Below are 14,025 nucleotides of genomic sequence, written 5' to 3'. Positions count from 1 at the left end.
TGGCCATTTTTCGTTGGGGCGTGTTGTCGACGGCCAGGATCGCCCGCACCCAGTTGCTTCCGGCCATGCAGGACGCGCGAAACGGCGTGGCAACGGCGATCGCCAGCCGCAATCTGGAGCGCGCGCAGGAGGTGGCCGGCCGTTTCGGCATACCGCACGCCTACGGGTCCTATGAGGAGCTTCTCGCCTCGCCCGAGGTCGACGGGGTCTATATTCCACTGCCGACCAGCCAGCATATCGAATGGAGCCTGAAGGCCGCCCGGGCCGGCAAGCATGTCCTTTGCGAAAAACCGATTGCGCTGAACGCCGGCGAAATCGACGCGCTGATCGCCGAGCGCGACCGCTTGGGCCTGCTGATCAGCGAAGCCTTCATGGTCTGCTATCACCCGCAATGGGCAAAAGCGCGCGAGCTTGTCCAAAGCGGCGCGATCGGACGCCTGCGCCATGTCAGCGGCGTGTTCACCTATTTCAACCGCGACCCGGACAATATGCGCAACATACTGGAGCTGGGCGGCGGCGCATTGCCCGATATCGGCGTCTACCCGACCGTCGCCACGCGCATGGTGACCGGCGGGGAGCCGTCCCGCGTGCGTGCCACGCTCGAGCGGGACCCGACATTCGGAACCGATATCTATGCCAATGTGACGGCCGATTTCGGCGCGTTCAATCTGAACTTCTACTGCGCGACCCAGATGGCGCAGCGTCAGGAAATGGTGTTCCACGGCGAAGAGGGCGCAATTGTGGTGTCGGCGCCGTTCAACGCCGGCGACTACGGCTATCCGGCGGTCACGCTGCGTGACCGGTCGAACGCCGTGTCGCAGACCTACCGCTTCGGCGCCGAACGCCAGTACCGCAACATGCTGGAAGCGTTCGCCGATGTCGCCCACGGCGCCGGGGATGAACTGTTTTCCCTCGAGAGTTCGAGGGCGAACCAGGAACTGATCGACGCGGTCTACCGCGCCGCCGGTCATCATGGCTGGGAGCCCGTCGGGGGCGGTTGAATTCCCGCCGGCCAGGCCGCATCATCGGTGTTCGCCGCCCCGATTCGGGCCGTGAACATCGAGCCCCGGAGCTGAATGTGAACCATCTGCGTTATGCCGGACTGCCGTTTGAAAGGCAGCGGGACATCCTCTTCGACATTGTCCGCTTTCTTCCCGGACCCATGCCGTGGGCCTGCGCCTCGAACCCGACGGAACGCTCGACCTGTGCGCACCGTTCGGCCTCGATCACATCTTTTCGTTCCGCGTCGTTCCCAACCGCGTGCTGTTGAACGAGCCGGGCTATTCGGCCAAGGCCAAAAGGGCGCTTGAGGTTTGGCCCGAGCTCTCGGTCGAGCCCTGGTAGATTAGCGCCCGAAGACGAGCTTTGCGTAACCGGTATAGGAAAACACGGTGGCGATTGCGGAGCCGATGGTCAGCGCGAAAACGGGCCGCAGATCCGGCACGAACACGATAAGCCCGGAATAGACCAGATAGTTCAAAAGGCTCGTGGCGATACCGACGCTGCTGTAGCGGATGCCTTCAACAGCGGCATGACGTGTGCTCTTGCCGAATGTGAAGTTCCGGTTGAGCAGCCAGGCCACCTGCAGCGCCGCGGCAATGGCGATCAGCCGTGCCGTGAACGGATCGAGCGCGGTCCAGCGCAACAGTCCCATCAGCAGTCCGGCATCCGTCGCAAAGGCAATTCCGCCGACAACGACGAAACTCAACAGACGTTTTTTCATGCAGCGATTGTTTTCCTTGCCTTGCCGCCGGACCGGCGCTGATCATTCACGGTGCCTGGAGCGAGATGAGGTTAGCTTGCTGGCGCGCCGTCAGGTGATCCCTATACAGCATCCTTGTGCATTCTGCACGGCTTACGGAGACGGAAATCCAAAATATCCTGCCGGCCGTCCGGCACCGGCAATGATCGCCGTCCGATCACGCCTTTACCATTTCTTCGGAAGGTTAAGGCTACGTTGCTTGCGTTGGAATTGCCGCCAAAAGCGGCCGCCCGGAGAAAGATCGTGCCGAACCCGAATGCCGCCCATCCGCAGGTGGACGAAACCCGCAGCCCTACGGCGCTGGCTTTGCCGGTTGCGGTGGCCGTGGCTCTGACGGCTGTTTTTCTTTCGGCGATGCACATCTATTTCGGTGCGGACTATGTCGGCGCCGATAATGACGACGTCATGCGCCTGGTGCAGGTGCGGGACCTGATGGCGGGACAGGGCTGGTTCGACATGACCCAGTACCGGCTGGGGCTTGAGGGCGGAACCCGGATGCACTGGTCGCGGCTGATCGATGTGCCGCTCGCCAATATGATAGGACTCTTCTCCCTGTTCACCGACATTCCCACGGCCGAGGCTCTGGCCCTTTTCGTCTGGCCGCTGGCGCTGCTCATCCCGCTGTTTCTGGCAGCCGCGGTTGCCGGGCGCAATCTGGGCGCGCGCGGCGGAATGATTGTCGCGCTGATCCTGACGGCGTTCTTCGTGGTCGCTCACAACCGTTTCCAGCCCGGATCCATCGATCATCATAACGTCCAGCTTGTCCTCGTCATGGCTATGGTTGCCGGGCTGACCGAGCCGAAGCTCAGCAGATTATGGTGTTCGATTGCCGGCGCGGCGGGCGCGCTTGCCGTCGTGATCGGAGCCGAAACCCTCCCCATCGTGGCAACCGGCTGTGCTGCGATTGCCGTCCTTTGGGCCTGGATGGGGCAGCCGGCCCGGCGCGCCGCGCGCGCTTTCGGCATGGCGTTTGCGGCAACGCTGGCGGCCTGTTTTTATCTGCTCACGCCCCCTGCGGCCTATGCCCGCATTGCCTGCGATACGTTCTCCGGAGGCTCCTACCTGCTCGGCACGCTGGGCGGCGTTGCCCTGTTTCTTCTTGCGGCGCGCTGGAGCGACAGGAGCAGGCGTTTCCGATCGGCGGCGCTGGGGACGCTCGCCCTGGTCTTGTGCGCACTGGTCGTGCTGGTTGCGCCGGCCTGCCTTCAGCAACCCTATGCCGGCCTCGACCCGCTGCTGCGCGCCCTGTGGCTCGATCACGTGACGGAGGCACGGTCGGTCGTCAGCCAGGGGAGGATCAGCCCCGGGAGCCTTGGCGCTTTCTACGCCGTTCCCCTGATCGCACTGGCCGTGTGCGCCTGGTGGATCGGGCGCGGCGAGAAAATCGGCCAGTATCTCGTCCTCTTCGCCATCATCGCCGTCGCCTATGCCCTGTCGCTGTATCAGGTGCGCGGCGCTGTTTTTGCCAATCTGATCGCCATCGTTCCGCTGTCGGCGCTGATCGCGCAGAAAAACCCGGCCGGCCGCCGTTCCGGCAGCGCCGGGGCCGCGGCTGTGCAGTATCTGGCGCTGATTCTCGTTTCCGTGCAGCTGTTCTGGGTCTTTGCCGGAACGATGGCCGTTGGCGGTATCGATTCGATCGTCACGCAATCCGCCGACAGGCCACGGCAGCATGCGCGCTGCAATTCGGCTGAAAGTCTTGCTGCCCTAGCGGCGGAACCCGCCGGTGTGGTCTCCGCCGGCACCGGCCTCGGTTCCGCGATCCTGCGGTTCACGCCGCACCGCGTGCTGTCGGCGCCCTATCACCGCAACCAGGGCGGCATGCTGACGCAATTCCGCATCGCCATGGGCAGCGAACGGGACGCGGCGGCTTTCCTGCGCGGGGCCGGAGTCACACTCGTTGTGTTTTGTGCCGGCGATCCGGAGACCCGCGACATCGTCAGAACCTATCCGGACAGTCTTTACGCGTCCCTCGCGGCCGGCAATACCCCCGCCTTTCTCGAACCCGTAAATGGTCCGCGAGGCCCGGTCAGCGTGTTCCGGGTCGTGCCGTGAATTCGACGACATGCCGCAGATCGTGCCGGAGATAGTGATCGTCCGGCTTTTGCCATATGATGGTCTATAATGAATTGGAGCGAGATGAGGCTTTTGCCATGACCGCAAGACGATTTCCGATTAAGCTTCTCGCCGTGCTCTGCGGCGCGCTGATGACCGCATGTCCGGGCCTTGCCTCCGAAACCACGCCGGCCAAGCAGCTTTTCGCCAACAGGAAACTTCCCTCGGCGATGCCCGCGCAGGTTCATGGCTTTTATTCCAAGGGTTGTTTCTCAGGCGGTATCGCCATAGCGACGGACGGCCCCTACTGGCAGGCCATGCGGCTTTCGCGCAATCGGCGCTGGGGCCATCCGCAACTCATCGCCACGATCGACAAACTGTCACGCGATGCCGCGGAAAAGGACGGCTGGCCGGGTCTGCTTGTCGGCGATCTGTCGCAGCCGCGTGGCGGGCCGATGCTGACCGGCCACGCCTCCCATCAGATCGGTCTCGACGCCGATATCTGGCTGACACCCATGCCGAACCGGCGTTTCAACGCTCAGGAGCGCGAATCGACAAGCGCCATTTCCGTGCTCAAGGCGAAATCGGTGGTTGTCGACCCGGCGGTCTGGACCGACGCGCACGGCAAACTGATCATGCGCGCGGCCAGCTACTCCGAGGTCCAGCGCGTTCTGGTTCATCCCGGCATCAAGAAAAAGCTGTGCGAGACCTGGAAAGGCGACCGGTCGAACCTCAACAAGATCAGGCCCTATTACGGTCATCACTATCACATGCATATCCGTCTTCGGTGCCCCGGTGGATCGGCCAGTTGCCGGGCCCAGAATGCGGTTCCTGCCAGCGCCGGGTGCGGCAAGGAACTCGATTGGTGGTTCGACGTCGCGCTGAAGCCGAAGAAGCCTGCCAGGAAACCGAAGAAGACGGCAAAGCCGAAGCACATCATGCTCTCGGATCTGCCGACGGCCTGCGCCGTCGTGTTGAATTCGGCCGCACCGGCAACGGAGACGGAAGTCACGTATCAGGCCGTATCGGGCGCCCGCACGGCCTTTGCGCCGGTCAAACCGGTGCGATCGCCTTTTTCGATGCCTGCGCTTGTTCCGGTGCCGAAACCGCGGCCTTTCGTGCAATAGAACTGCAACAATTCTCTATTAAAGCAGCCTTGCGCTAAAATAAGCCGAGGCCGCTGCTTTCAATTGGGTTCGCAATTTCCTATAGGAAGAATTCAAATCGATTTAATGCGGCAGAATAGGCCTCCGGCGACACGCTTTGGCGGACCCGCCGGAGTGGCCAATTTCGGAGACGGACTGACCAATGCCAAATATCATGGACCAGGAAGCCATCGTTCATTTTCCGATCCTGATCGGCGATATCGGCGGCACCAACGCACGGTTTGCCATCCTGGTGGATGCGTTTGCGCAGCCCAAGGAGTTTCCGATCCTGGCAACCGCCGACTACAAGTCGATCGAAGAGGCTATCCAGGTCTGCGTGCTCGACAAGACATCGGTTCAGCCGCGCTCCGCGATCTTCGCGATTGCCGGGCCCGTCGATGGCGATGAGATACAATTGACCAATTGTCCCTGGGTCGTGCGCCCGAAGCAGATGATGCAGGACTTCTTCCTCGAAGACGTCATTGTCCTCAACGATTTCGAGGCGCAGGCCCTGGCCGCCGCGTCGCTTGACGACGAACACCGGCACGCCATCGGCAGCGGAACGATCGAAGCCAACACGTCACGGGTCGTGCTCGGCCCCGGAACGGGTCTTGGTGTCGCCGGGCTCGTTTACTCCAATCACAACTGGATACCGGTTCCCGGCGAGGGCGGACATATCGATCTTGGTCCGCGCTCCGACCGTGATTTTGCCATCTTCCCGCATCTGGAACGCATCGGCGGACGTATATCGGCCGAGCAGATCCTGTGCGGCAGCGGCATGGTCAACCTTTATCGCGCTCTCTGTGCCGCCGATGAAGTCAAGCCTGCCTTCAGCGCGCCGCACGAGATCACGGCGGCGGGCCTTGACGGCAGCGACCCGGTCGCCGCCGAAACACTGTCGATGTTTGCGACGTTCCTCGGGCGGGTCGCGGGCGATCTCGCCCTGGTCTTCATGGCACGCGGCGGCGTGTTCCTGTCCGGCGGAATAGCCCAGAAGATCATTCCGGTCCTTGAGAGGCCGGAATTTCGCACCGCATTCGAGGACAAGGCGCCTCACGAAGAGATGATGCGCACCATTCCGACCTGCGTCATCACCCATCCGCTCGCCGCCCTGTTCGGCCTTGCCTCGTTCGCGCGCACGCCGGTGCGTTTCGGTGTGGCGACCGAGGGGCGCCGCTGGAGGGCATAGGCAAACCGTCCCGAAGCGTATATAGAGCCCCCGTATTCAACCATTTCGGGGCTTTTTCATTTGGCCGAATCTGACACCAAGCGGGTCGATCCCTATACGATTATCGGCATGCTGCGGCGTATCCTCTCCGAGAACGGTCGCGATTATATCGGCACCTACGCCTTTGCGATTGCCTGCCTTGTCGCCATCTCCCTTTCGACGGCGTTTCTTGCATGGATATTGAAAGACATTGTCGACGAGGCGTTCGCGCGCCAGCGCGCCGAGGTGATCTGGTGGATAACCGGCGGCATATTTGTCGCCTTCCTGGTACGCGGCCTCGCGAGCTACGGACAGGCGGTGGCGCTGGCGAAGATCGGCAACAACATCGTCGCCCGCTATCAGCGCCGGCTGTTCTCTCACCTGATGGAGCTCGGGGTCGGCTATCTCGGCGAAACCCGGTCGGCGCAACTGGCGTCCCGCATCGGACAGAACGCCACCGGCATCCGCGACGTCCTCAACCTGACCATAACATCGCTCGCGAAGGATCTTCTCACGCTGGTCGCGCTCGTCGGCGTCATGTTCTATCAGGACTGGGCCCTGACGCTCGCCGTTTTCCTGGTCGGCCCGCCGGTGGTCCTGGCCCTGCGCTATATCTCCAAACGCCTGCGCAGCGTCACGCGCGAGGCCGTGCTGGTCAACAGCCGCGTCTACGGCGTGATGCAGGAGACGATGCAGGGCATTGCCATCGTCAAGGCGTTCACCATGGAGGATCAGCTTCGCCACAAGGTCGACCATCTCGTCACCGATGCCGAGGCAAGGTCCAATCGCATCGTGCGCCTTACCGAGCGCACCGGCCCGCTGACCGATTCGCTCGCCGGGCTCGCCGTTGCCGGGATCCTCGCCTATGCGGCCAGCCAGACGATAAACTCCGACGAATTGCCCGGCGCTCTTGTCTCCTTCATCGGCGCGCTCCTGTTCGCCTATGATCCGGCGCGCCGGCTGGCCAAGCTTCAGGTCAATCTGGAGCGCGCCATCGTCAATGCGCGCATGATCTACGAGGTGCTCGACATCGTCCCGCATCAGCCGGACGCGCCGGGCGCGAAGCATGTTCGGATTTCGGGCGGCGAGATCCGTTTCGAACATGTCGGCTTCGGCTATGCGGAGACAAGCCCCGTGCTCCACGATGTCAGTTTTGTCGCGGAAGCCGGCAAGACCACCGCCCTCGTGGGACCGTCCGGTGCCGGCAAGACGACGATCGTCAACCTGCTGCCGCGTTTCTACGACCTGTCGGAGGGCCGCATCCTCATCGACGGGCAGGACATTGCCGGAGTGACCAAACACTCCCTGCGCGCCGGCATCGCCTATGTCTCCCAGCATCCTTATCTGTTCGAGGGCTCGATCCGCGACAACATCCGCTACGGCCGGCCGGACGCCACCGACGCCGAAGTCGAGGCGGCGGCCCGGCTCGCCTATGCCCATGATTTCATCCTCGAACAGCCCGAGGGCTATGACACACCGATCGGCGAAGGCGGCTCGACGCTGTCAGGCGGGCAGAGACAGCGGCTGTCGATCGCCCGGGCGCTGATCCGCAAGGCGCCGATCCTGCTTCTCGACGAGGCGACCTCCGCGCTCGATACCGAATCCGAAGTGCTGGTTCAAAAGGCGCTGGATGAGGCGATGTCCGGCCGCACGGTTCTGGTGATCGCCCACCGGCTGTCGACCATCGCCCGCGCCGACAAGATCGTCGTCATGCTGCGCGGCCGGGTGACCGAGCAGGGCACGCACGCCGAACTTGCCGCCATGGAGGACGGCATCTATGCACGGTTCCTCAAGCTTCAGGCGCTTGGCCTTGACGGGACGGAGGATCTCGGGCTTGAGAGGAAACCGGCAGTCAGCGAGGTTGATAATGACTGATATGAAACTGGCCGTCGTCGGAGCCGCCGGGCGCATGGGACAGGCGCTTGTCCAGGCGATCGATGCCGTCGATGGGGCGACGCTGGCGGGTGCCGTCGAGCGTGACGGATCGGAGGCGATCGGACGCGATGCCGGCGAACTTGCGGGCCTTGGCCGCAACGGCGTTGTCGTGACCGACGATCCGGGCGAGGCCTTCGCGTCCGCGGAGGGGATTCTTGATTTCACGGCGCCCGCCGTTTCCGTCCGCTTTGCCGAGCTTGCGGCAGGGTCCGGCCTCGTCCACGTCATCGGCACCACCGGCTTTGAGAAAGCGCAGGAACAGGCCGTCCGCACGGCCGCCGGGCGCACGGCGATCGTCAAATCGGGCAATATGAGCCTCGGCGTCAATCTTCTGAGCGTTCTCGTCAAACAGGCCGCCCGCGCGCTCGGTTCGGCCGACTGGGATATCGAGGTGCTGGAAATGCATCACCGACACAAGGTGGACGCGCCGTCCGGCACCGCTTACCTGCTCGGCGAGGCCGCGGCCGAGGGCAGGGGCATCGACCTTTTCGAAAACAGCGTGCGCGTGCGCGACGGCCAGACCGGCCCGCGCCCGTGCGGGAGCATCGGTTTTGCGACGCTGCGCGGCGGATCGGTCGTCGGCGAGCATTCGGTTGTCATTGCCGGCGAGGGCGAGGCGATCGAACTGACCCACCGGGCGCTTGACCGGTCTATTTTTGCGCGCGGCGCCGTCAGGGCGGCGCTGTGGGCAAAAGGGCGCGAACCGGGTCTTTATTCAATGCTCGACGTCCTCGGCATTTCACAACAATAGAGCCGGTTGCCAGGGCAACATCCGGCTGGCGTCTTGGACCATCAGAAAGGGAGCCTTCATGTCCGGAACACTCGTTCTCGTACGGCACGGCCAAAGCGAATGGAACCTGAAAAACCTCTTTACCGGCTGGAAGAATCCCGACCTGACGGAGCAGGGCCTCAAAGAGGCAGAAGACGGCGGAGAGGCGCTGCATGCCTATGGCATCCGCTTCGATATCGCCTTCACCTCGGTTCTCGTGCGGGCCGAGCGGACCTGCGAGATCATTCTGGACAAGGTCGGCCAGCCCGATCTTCAGACCATCCACGACCAGGCGCTGAACGAGCGCGACTATGGCGATCTGGCCGGCCTCAACAAGGATGACGCGCGGGCGAAATGGGGCGAGGAACAGGTTCACATCTGGCGCCGGTCCTATGACGTTCCGCCTCCCGGCGGCGAGAGCCTGAAGGATACCGGCGCGCGCGTCTGGCCCTACTACATGATGGAAATACTGCCCCGTGTTCTGGCCGGCCAGAAGGTTCTGGTCGCGGCGCACGGCAATTCCCTGCGTTCGCTGGTCATGGTTCTCGACCGCCTGACGCGCGACGAGATCACCGGATTGAACCTGGCGACCGGCGTTCCCATGGTCTACCGGCTGAACGCCGATTCCACCGTCGCCTCCAAGGAGGTTCTGGGAGACATGTCCAAGGCGCATTAGAGCATCGGGCGATCATATTGAACCATTTGACCGCGCCGATTCGCCGTTCCCGTCAAACAAATCGCGAGGCCTGTTGTGAACACCGCCAAGCTACGCATTCCTCTCTTCGCCGTTCTGGCTTTGGTCGTCTCCGGTTGCGTGTCGGACGTGGCGGATCAGTCTGACGCTGCGGTCGCGTCGGCCGGCAACAGCTATGCCCAGTGCCGGGCCGAGGCGGCAAAGAGGTTTCCGCCGAAACCGGTGATCAATCAGGAGCCCGGCTATATCGGCGACCGCTGGGTTCCCTGCGGATATGGCGACGGCAGGCTCTGTCCGCCCGCGAGCGCGGCTTACTACGCCGATCAGGGCACGGCCTGGGATTACAACCGCACGCCGCGGCAGCTTTATTTCCGCCGCTGCTTGGCCGGCTGACTACGCGGCGAGATCCGCCACCACAGCATCGAGCACCATCATGCCGGCCGGCGTGCAGCGCAGCCGTGAATTGCCGAGCCGTTCCAGCAGACCGTGCGAGATCAGGAAGCTCTCCCTGTCCGGATCGAGATTGCGGCCCGTCAGGCCGTGCCAGCGGGCAAGATCCATACCCTCGCGCAGCCTCAGGCCCATGAGCATCAATTCGTCGGCCTGGCAACGTTCATCGAGTTCTTCCCGCTCCTCCATGCCATGCCCGAACGCCTCCACCTGCTCGAGCCATCGTTCGGGGAGCCGGTAGTTGACGGTCCCGGTCTTGCCGCCCGATACGGTCAGTCGCCCGTGTGCGCCGGCGCCAAGTCCGGCATAGTCGCCATAGCGCCAATAGGTCAGGTTATGCCGGCTCTCGGCGCCCGGCACGGCGTGGTTGGAAATCTCATAGGCGGGCAGTCCGCGCGCTTCGGTCAGTTCCTGCGTCGCCTCATAGAGATCGGCGCTCAGCTCGCCATCGGGAACGACGAGTTTTCCCGCGTCGTGGAGCCGGAAAAACGGCGTGCCCTTCTCGATTGTCAGCTGGTAGAGAGACAGATGGTCGGCGGCCAGACCGATCGCCCGCTCCAGTTCCTCCCCCCATGTCTCGACGCTTTGACCGGGCCTTGCATAGATGAGATCGAATGAGAGGCGCGGAAAGGTTTCGCGGGCAAGATCGATGGCGCGAAGCGCCTCGGCCGTATCGTGCAGGCGGCCGAGGAATTTCAGATCCCGGTCATTGAGCGCCTGAACGCCCAGGGATACGCGATTGACACCGGCGTCGCGGTAGCCGCGGAACCGTTTCGCCTCGACGCTTGAAGGATTGGCTTCCAGGGTAATCTCGATGTCGCCCGGCACGTGCCAGGCCTCGGCAATGGCCGACAGGATCGCGCCGACGGTTTCGGCCGCCATCAGCGAGGGCGTGCCGCCTCCGAAAAAGATGCTGGTGACGGTTCTCGGTCCGGTGAGCGAGCGCATGTAGCGGATTTCACGTTCAAATCCGGCGACAAAGCGCGCCTCGTCGACCGGCCGGTGCCGGACGTGGCTGTTGAAATCGCAATAGGGGCATTTGGCCGCGCAGAACGGCCAGTGCACGTAAACGCCAAGACCCGTATCTGTTTGATCACGCATTGCTTTTGTGCCCGTCAGCCCTTGAGGCACTGCTCGGCAAAGAGCTTGAATGCGCGCGCACGGTGCGACAGCGCTGCTTCCTGCCCGGGTTTCCAGCCATGTTTCTGTTCGGCGCTCATTTCGCCGAAGGTCTTGTCGTACCCGACGGGCAGGAAGATCGGATCATATCCGAAGCCCTGATCGCCGCGTGGCGGCCAGACAAGCGTACCCTCGACCTCGCCGCGGAAAAATTCGACATGCCCGTCCGGCCAGGCCAGGCAGATCACCGACACAAACCGCGCCGTCCGGTTGTCGGGTGCCTTTGCCTCGAGTTCCTCGTTGACGCGGCGCATGGCCTCGCCGAAATCCTTCTGCGGCCCGGCCCAGCGCGCGGAATAGATCCCCGGCGCGCCGTCGAGGCCATCGACGGCGAGACCGGAATCGTCCGAAAGCGACGGCAGGCCCGATGCGGATGCCGCCGCGCGGGCTTTCAGCTCGGCATTTTCCTCGAAGGTCAGGCCGGTTTCCTCGGGTTCCTCAAGCGACAGGTCCGTGGCCGTCACCAGCGTGTAGCCCAGCGGGTCCAGAAGCTGCCTCAGCTCCCGTACCTTGCCCTGATTGTGGCTGGCGATGACCAGCTTCTTGTCTTCAACCTGTCTCACTGCCCCTGTCCGTTCCTGATCCGAAACCCCAGATGCGGGGTTCGGCAAATTCAATACTGTTGCCGGCCGGGTCGCGCACATAGATCGAGCGGCCGCCGCCCGGCCACCGGAAATCCGCCTCAATGGCGGTGCCCGATGCGTCGAGCCGCGCCTTGATGGCCTCGATGTCCTTTCCCGTTGCCGCAAAACACATATGCCCCTCGCCCCTTGCGCCATGAACCGGCACGGGCATGGCCGGGTTTTCCGGCGGCTTGACCGATTCATCCGGGTTGAAAATCAGCAACATGCCCTCGCCGCAGCGGAAGAAGACATGCCGGTTGCCGGCCCGCGTGACCTTTTCGAGGCCCAGAAGATCGCCGTAAAACCGCTCGGCCGCGTCAAGGTCATCGGCATAAAGGCCGGTTTCCAGTATGTGGCTTGGCGGCTTCATCATCCTCGTCTCAGGCCGATGTCGCCTGCCGCTGCATCTCGACAAGGCCCGCAATACCGTTCTTGGCGAGACCGAGAAGGCTGGCGAATTCGTCCTCGCTGAAGGGTTCGCCCTCCGCCGTGCCCTGAATTTCGACAATGCCGCCGGATCCGGTCATCACGAAGTTCGCATCGGTCTCGGCCGACGAATCCTCCGCATAGTCGAGGTCTATGACCGGCTGATTGAGGAAAATGCCGCAAGAGATGGCGGCGATATGATCCTTGAGCACCTTCTGCGCCGTCACCATGCCTTGCGCCTCCATCCATTTGAGGCAGTCGTGGAGGGCGATCCAGGCCCCTGTGATCGAGGTCGTCCGGGTTCCGCCATCGGCCTGAATAACATCGCAGTCGACGGAAATCTGCCGTTCGCCAAGGGCCTCAAGGTCGACCACCGCACGCAGCGACCGGCCAATAAGACGCTGGATTTCCTGTGTTCTTCCGCTCTGCTTTCCGGCCGACGCCTCGCGGCGCATCCGCTCGCCCGTCGCGCGCGGCAGCATGCCGTATTCCGCCGTCACCCAGCCCTTTCCCGCATTGCGCAGCCATGGCGGAACCCGTTCTTCCAGACTTGCCGTGCACAGCACATGGGTGTCGCCGAATTTGACGAGGCAGGACCCTTCGGCGTGCTTGGAAAAGCCGCGCTCGAAGGAAACGGCCCGCATCTCATCGGTTCTTCTGCCTGATGGGCGCATAGAGGTACTCCTGTTCAATCCGTAACCGGTCCTAGCCTTCCTTTGCGGCACTTGCAAAGAAAATGCACTATATAGGAGCCATGCCGTTTGATTTTTTCGCGGCGAGCGTGAAACTATGCGCATGGACGCTGCAGCAGCCAAGAGACCGATTGCATGAGTAAGGATTCGCAAATGGGTATCGAACGGCCGGCCCGTCTTGACGACCGAACCCGGGAAATTTTTCGCAGCATTGTCGAACTCTATCTCGAATCAGGCGATCCGGTCGGATCGCGCAATCTCTCGCGCGTCCTGCCGATGGCGCTGTCGCCCGCCTCCGTGCGCAACGTCATGAGCGATCTGGAGGAGCTCGGCCTCATCTATGCGCCCCATATCAGCGCCGGACGGCTGCCGACCCAGCAGGGATTGCGCTTTTTTGTCGACGCCTTCATGGAATCGGGCGATCTGTCCAATGAAGAGCGCGACATGATCGAGCGGCAGGTCAGCAGCGTCGAGCGCAACCAGTCGGTGGAAACGCTTCTTACGGAGGCCAGCCAGCTTCTGTCCGGCCTGTCGCGCGGCGCCGGGCTGGTGATCACCAGCAAGAACGACGCGGTCATCAAGCATATCGAATTCGTCAGGCTTGAGCAGACGCGGGCGCTGGTCGTGCTCGTCGGAGACAACGACCAGGTGGAAAACCGCATCATCGATCTGCCGGCGGGCGTGACCGCGTCCCAGTTGACGGAAGCGGCGAATTTCCTCAACGCCCACATTGCCGGCCATACGCTGAACGAGCTCAGGGGCGAGATCAGGAAGCTCAAGACCGAAGTCAGCCGCGAGCTCGACGCTTTGTCCCGGACGCTTGTCGAACGCGGTGTCGCCGTGTGGTCCGGCAGCGCCGAGGGCCAGCCGGCGCGGCTGATCGTGCGCGGCCGCGCCAATCTTCTCGACACGATTTCGGACATGGAGGAAATCGAACGCCTCAGACTGCTCTTCGACGATCTGGAGAAGAAGGACGGGCTGATCGAACTTCTGGATCTGGCCGAGGCCGGGTCCGGCGTCCGCATTTTCATCGGCTCGGAAAACAAGCTGTTTTCCCTCTCCGGCTCGTCGCTGATCGTTGCGCCCTA

At 63.1% G+C, this 14,025-nt stretch carries 15 protein-coding genes; 10 read left to right on the top strand and 5 right to left on the bottom strand.

Translation table 11 applies throughout. The features are described 5' to 3' along the window. Positions 1 to 5: 5 nt before the first annotated feature. A complete protein-coding gene (locus AC5E6N_RS06635) occupies positions 6 to 1,001 on the top strand; it encodes a Gfo/Idh/MocA family protein (RefSeq protein ID WP_491747095.1) in 996 nt (331 codons plus the stop codon). A 166-nt stretch (positions 1,002 to 1,167) separates the two neighbouring features. After that, positions 1,168 to 1,344: a nucleotidyltransferase family protein gene (locus AC5E6N_RS06630; RefSeq protein ID WP_491747078.1), complete on the top strand. Its 177-nt coding sequence runs from the start codon at positions 1,168 to 1,170 to the stop codon at positions 1,342 to 1,344. Between the two features lies 1 nt (position 1,345). Here the strand turns inward: AC5E6N_RS06630 and AC5E6N_RS06625 are convergent, their stop codons facing one another. Further along, positions 1,346 to 1,723 (bottom strand): GtrA family protein, encoded by a 378-nt coding sequence (locus AC5E6N_RS06625; RefSeq protein WP_491689551.1) that lies wholly within the window; start codon positions 1,721 to 1,723, stop codon positions 1,346 to 1,348. 282 nt (positions 1,724 to 2,005) lie between these two features. On the opposite strand from AC5E6N_RS06625, the gene AC5E6N_RS06620 reads away from it, so the two are divergent. The 7 genes from AC5E6N_RS06620 (at position 2,006) to AC5E6N_RS06590 (ending at position 9,960) form a co-directional block, all read left to right on the top strand. Then, on the top strand, positions 2,006 to 3,817 hold the full coding sequence (locus tag AC5E6N_RS06620; RefSeq protein WP_491747077.1) for a hypothetical protein: 1,812 nt from the start codon (positions 2,006 to 2,008) through the stop codon (positions 3,815 to 3,817). A gap of 98 nt (positions 3,818 to 3,915) precedes the next feature. Continuing rightward, on the top strand, positions 3,916 to 4,944 hold the full coding sequence (mepA, locus tag AC5E6N_RS06615; protein WP_491747076.1) for a penicillin-insensitive murein endopeptidase: 1,029 nt from the start codon (positions 3,916 to 3,918) through the stop codon (positions 4,942 to 4,944). Positions 4,945 to 5,125: 181 nt separating this feature from the next. Next, positions 5,126 to 6,151 carry a glucokinase gene (locus AC5E6N_RS06610; RefSeq protein ID WP_491747075.1) on the top strand — a complete coding sequence of 342 codons (1,026 nt, stop codon included), beginning with the start codon at positions 5,126 to 5,128 and terminating at the stop codon, positions 6,149 to 6,151. Positions 6,152 to 6,259: 108 nt separating this feature from the next. Further along, positions 6,260 to 8,044, top strand: a complete 1,785-nt coding sequence (locus AC5E6N_RS06605) for an ABC transporter ATP-binding protein (protein ID WP_491747094.1) — start codon at positions 6,260 to 6,262, stop codon at positions 8,042 to 8,044. Beyond that, the gene (dapB, locus tag AC5E6N_RS06600) at positions 8,037 to 8,855 is read left to right on the top strand and encodes a 4-hydroxy-tetrahydrodipicolinate reductase (RefSeq protein ID WP_491747074.1); all 819 of its coding nucleotides are present in this window, start codon (positions 8,037 to 8,039) and stop codon (positions 8,853 to 8,855) included. Before AC5E6N_RS06605 ends, dapB begins: the two co-directional genes overlap by 8 nt. A gap of 58 nt (positions 8,856 to 8,913) precedes the next feature. Then, the gene (locus AC5E6N_RS06595) at positions 8,914 to 9,549 is read left to right on the top strand and encodes a 2,3-bisphosphoglycerate-dependent phosphoglycerate mutase (RefSeq protein WP_491747073.1); all 636 of its coding nucleotides are present in this window, start codon (positions 8,914 to 8,916) and stop codon (positions 9,547 to 9,549) included. 75 nt (positions 9,550 to 9,624) lie between these two features. Next, positions 9,625 to 9,960, top strand: a complete 336-nt coding sequence (locus tag AC5E6N_RS06590; RefSeq protein ID WP_491747072.1) for a hypothetical protein — start codon at positions 9,625 to 9,627, stop codon at positions 9,958 to 9,960. On the opposite strand, the gene hemW is transcribed toward AC5E6N_RS06590, so the two are convergent. From hemW to rph, 4 genes are read right to left on the bottom strand one after another with little or no spacing between them, the layout of a single operon-like run. Further along, on the bottom strand, positions 9,961 to 11,118 hold the full coding sequence (gene hemW, locus AC5E6N_RS06585) for a radical SAM family heme chaperone HemW (protein WP_491747071.1): 1,158 nt from the start codon (positions 11,116 to 11,118) through the stop codon (positions 9,961 to 9,963). A gap of 14 nt (positions 11,119 to 11,132) precedes the next feature. After that, positions 11,133 to 11,759 (bottom strand): RdgB/HAM1 family non-canonical purine NTP pyrophosphatase, encoded by a 627-nt coding sequence (gene rdgB, locus AC5E6N_RS06580; RefSeq protein WP_491747070.1) that lies wholly within the window; start codon positions 11,757 to 11,759, stop codon positions 11,133 to 11,135. Further along, positions 11,746 to 12,192: a VOC family protein gene (locus tag AC5E6N_RS06575; RefSeq protein WP_491747069.1), complete on the bottom strand. Its 447-nt coding sequence runs from the start codon at positions 12,190 to 12,192 to the stop codon at positions 11,746 to 11,748. Before AC5E6N_RS06575 ends, rdgB begins: the two co-directional genes overlap by 14 nt. 7 nt (positions 12,193 to 12,199) lie before the next feature. Next, positions 12,200 to 12,919 carry a ribonuclease PH gene (gene rph, locus AC5E6N_RS06570; protein ID WP_491747068.1) on the bottom strand — a complete coding sequence of 240 codons (720 nt, stop codon included), beginning with the start codon at positions 12,917 to 12,919 and terminating at the stop codon, positions 12,200 to 12,202. Positions 12,920 to 13,072: 153 nt separating this feature from the next. Between rph and hrcA the strand changes: the two genes are divergently transcribed. After that, on the top strand, positions 13,073 to 14,025 hold a 953-nt coding region (gene hrcA / locus AC5E6N_RS06565; RefSeq protein ID WP_491747067.1), incomplete at its 3' end, for a heat-inducible transcriptional repressor HrcA.

The organism is Hoeflea sp., assembly GCF_984452065.1.
The sequence above is the reverse complement of the archived record's forward strand: the minus strand, read 5'-3'. Positions and strand labels throughout refer to the sequence as shown.

What these genes read in the sequence shown, in the direction of transcription:
- AC5E6N_RS06625 (WP_491689551.1), bottom strand. Translation starts at nt 1,723, where the DNA reads ATGAAAAAACGTCTGTTGAGTTTCGTCGTTGTCGGCGGAATTGCCTTT.
- AC5E6N_RS06610 (WP_491747075.1), top strand. Translation starts at nt 5,126, where the DNA reads ATGCCAAATATCATGGACCAGGAAGCCATCGTTCATTTTCCGATCCTG.
- hemW (WP_491747071.1), bottom strand. Translation starts at nt 11,118, where the DNA reads ATGCGTGATCAAACAGATACGGGTCTTGGCGTTTACGTGCACTGGCCG.
- dapB (WP_491747074.1), top strand. Translation starts at nt 8,037, where the DNA reads ATGACTGATATGAAACTGGCCGTCGTCGGAGCCGCCGGGCGCATGGGA.
- AC5E6N_RS06575 (WP_491747069.1), bottom strand. Translation starts at nt 12,192, where the DNA reads ATGATGAAGCCGCCAAGCCACATACTGGAAACCGGCCTTTATGCCGAT.
- mepA (WP_491747076.1), top strand. Translation starts at nt 3,916, where the DNA reads ATGACCGCAAGACGATTTCCGATTAAGCTTCTCGCCGTGCTCTGCGGC.
- rph (WP_491747068.1), bottom strand. Translation starts at nt 12,919, where the DNA reads ATGCGCCCATCAGGCAGAAGAACCGATGAGATGCGGGCCGTTTCCTTC.
- AC5E6N_RS06605 (WP_491747094.1), top strand. Translation starts at nt 6,260, where the DNA reads ATGCTGCGGCGTATCCTCTCCGAGAACGGTCGCGATTATATCGGCACC.
- AC5E6N_RS06595 (WP_491747073.1), top strand. Translation starts at nt 8,914, where the DNA reads ATGTCCGGAACACTCGTTCTCGTACGGCACGGCCAAAGCGAATGGAAC.